Raw genomic sequence first — 3,347 nt, 5'->3', positions numbered from 1 at the left:
ATAGACTGCATGAAGTTTAACGAAAAATTAAGTTAGGGGATTTTGCCCCTTGCCAAGCCTTGTTAATTGAGATGCTAAGTGCATTTATGCAGTGCTGTACTAATAGTTGCCAATATGCTTTTCTATACCCTGCGGATAGTCTCCGCTACAGAATATTTAAAGTTTTGCAAAATATATTCTGTCAATGTGCTCTGGCGTACATGATTAATATGTGCTATTGCCATGAGGAATAAGGATGAGTAATGTGCTCTCTATAGCCGCAGTGACAGCAGTACTTAAAGTCTTGCTGGAAAATGGTTTAGTCAGCGATCCGATCGCTGCTAGTGTTGGTGATGTGATTGTAACTGCCTTACCGCCTGATCGAATTTCAGTTGAAGCTGACGAGCGTGCCCAAATCAACCTCTTTCTCTATCAAGTGACGCAGAATCGCAATGTCGATTGGGTATCTCAAGAATTTCGGAGTAGGCATTCGCGTATTAATGGAAACCCGCGCTCTCCAACTCCACCACTAGCTCTTGACCTCCACTACTTGCTAACAGCCTACGGAGCCAAAGATTTTCAGGCGGAGCTATTACTGGGATACGCAATGCAATTATTACATAAAACACCAGCTATCACATCAGATATTATTGAGAATACTTTAATAAATGCATCTACAACCAATACCTCAAGTGCTTTTTCGCAAGCTGTAGCAACTGTGTCCGTATCCGATTTAGCTGAACAAATTGGGCAGATAAAATTGACTCCAGAGTTTTTTAATATGGAAGAAACTTCTAAGTTATGGTCTGCTTTACAAACGCACTATCGACCTTCAGCTACCTATCTGGCATCAATGGTATTGATTGAAAGTAGCAATGATAAGTCTGAAGGTTTCTCCATGATGCCTTTGTCTCAACCGAGTATAGAGCAAGTTATAGCTCCGGCAAAGACTGATCAAATGATTGTTGCAGGTACTACATTAGTAATTCGTGGTAAACGGTTACGCGGTGAAATCACACGAGTTCGTTTGGGTAATACGGAGACATTACTAGTACCTCAAGAAGTAAAAGAAACGCAAATCAGTTTGTTAGTCCCGCCAGATTTATACGCAAGCGTACAGGGTATCCAAGTTGTCCATCTGACAATGGGTAATGCAGGGCAAACAAATCATCTAGTTGAATCAAACGTTGCGGCTTTTGTTCTCCATCCAACAATTACAGCATTTGTCGCTCAAGTGGAAAATAGCGGCGACAATTTACGCACAGCAGAAATTACTGTTAAATTCCAACCTAAAGTAGGTAAGGCACAGCGGGTAGTTTTACTACTCAATGAGGTATCAGGTGATAGTCCGGTAACTTACTCTTTTTTGGTTGCACCACGCACTGAAGATACTGATGTAGTTACGATTACTGTTAAAAACGTGAAGCCAGGAACTTATATTGTCCGGGTGCACGTAGATGGAGCGGAAAGTCCACTGTTCAAGAATCAGTCTGGAGCTTATGATTCGCCACAGGTGACAATTTTATGAATCCGACAACAATTAATTGCAATTGGGATGAAGCAAACTACTGCTACTTATCAGCAGCCCTAGCCGTGGTGCGTGGTATTTTAGAAAATCACACGGCAAAAGAGCAAAATCAACCAGAGGAGGAAAAGCAAGCTAATTTACAGCAAGCGTTACAGAAAGCTGCTGCTGCTATGCCTGCACCATCGACATTGGAGAGAATATGCAAAATGTTTAGCCTCTCATCCTTTGAACGTGATTTATTGCTGTTGTGTGCAGGTATGGAGTTGAATGGAGATTTTGCGAAACTGTGTGGTACAATGCATGGGGATTTGCAACGAGCTTACCCAACCTTAAGTTTAGCTCTGGCAACTTTACCGAACGTCCATTGGGATGCGATCGCTCCAAATGCTCCCTTACGTCATTGGCGATTGATTCAGATTGGTGATGGTCATGCCCTGACCCTCAGTCCCTTAAGAATTGACGAGCGGATTTTACATTATCTCACGGGCATTCAATATCTTGACGAACGCTTGGCTGGCATCATTGAGCCATTACAAGAGATTAGTGATTTAGTACCCTCCCACCAAGATTTAGCAGAGCGAATAGCGGCAGTTTGGTCACAAGCTTACAAGGTTAAAAGCTTGCCAGTTGTTCAGTTATGTAGTAAAGAAACTACTAGTAAACGTGCGATCGCAGCTAAAATTTGTCAACTCCAAGGTTTAAACCTGTGGGTAATGCCTGCACAAGTCATTCCATTAGTACCTAGCGAGTTGGATAATCTCATCCGCCTGTGGACTCGTGAGACGATTTTAAGTAAGTCCGCTTTACTCATAGATTGCAACGAACTGGATACCAATGATACAGCGCGGCTAAATGCGATCGCTCGTTTTATCGAACGCACAAAGGGCTTTTTAATCGTTACTAGTCGGGAACGCATCGGCTTATCACAACGCCTAGTAGTTAATTTTGACGTATATCAACCAACTAGCAAAGAACAAGGTGCTGTTTGGCAAGATGCACTAAGTACCATCGCACCGCAAATGAACGGGCAAGTTAAAACCCTAGTGGATCAGTTTAACCTAAGTACTGCAACCATCCACGCAGCTTGTGCAGAAGCCGCAGGACAGTTAGCACAAACACCAGACAACGATAATATCAGCGATATTTTATGGGATGCTTGCCGTGTGCAAGCACGTCCGCGCTTAGATGAACTCGCCCAACGGATTGAGCCATCGGGTGATTGGGAGGACTTGGTATTACCAGAGGCGCAGAAACAAATTCTTCGGGAAATTGCGGCTCATGTCCGCCAACGTAGTACTGTATATAACAATTGGGGTTTTAGTGCCAAAAGTGCTAGGGGATTGGGAATCAGCGCTCTATTTGCAGGTGCTAGCGGCACTGGTAAAACATTGGGAGCAGAAGTACTGGCCCATAAATTGCGCCTCGACCTTTATCGCATTGACCTATCATCGGTAGTCAGCAAATATATTGGCGAGACAGAGAAGAATCTGCGCCGGGTGTTTGATGCAGCAGAACAAGGTGGAGTGATTTTGTTATTTGATGAAGCTGACGCTTTATTTGGTAAACGGAGTGAAGTTAAAGATGCCCGCGATCGCTATGCCAATATTGAAGTTAGCTACCTATTGCAACGCATGGAAAGCTACCCAGGTTTAGCAGTCCTAACTACCAACCTGAAGAGTTCAATTGATACAGCCTTTCTGCGGCGGATTCGCTTTGTAGTGCAATTCCCCTTCCCAGATACAACGCAACGAGCGGAAATTTGGCGACGCGTCTTTCCAGCCGAAACCCCAACCGCAGACTTAGATGCTCTGCAACTAGCACGGCTCAATGTCGCTGGGGG

Annotated in this window: 2 protein-coding genes; both read left to right on the top strand. The window is 44.0% G+C overall.

The window, feature by feature from the left end:
* The first annotated feature begins 235 nt into the window (after positions 1–235).
* Positions 236–1,507 carry a DUF4255 domain-containing protein gene (locus RRG12_RS42035; protein ID WP_420760572.1) on the top strand — a complete coding sequence of 424 codons (1,272 nt, stop codon included), beginning with the start codon at positions 236–238 and terminating at the stop codon, positions 1,505–1,507.
* A partial coding sequence (locus RRG12_RS42030) for an ATP-binding protein (protein WP_420763217.1) occupies positions 1,504–3,347 on the top strand: 1,844 nt, incomplete at its 3' end. The genes RRG12_RS42035 and RRG12_RS42030, both read left to right, overlap by 4 nt.

It is taken from the genome of Nostoc sp. CALU 546, from assembly GCF_048836525.1.
Note: the sequence above shows the minus strand (reverse complement) of the source record. Positions and strands in the feature narration are given on the sequence as shown.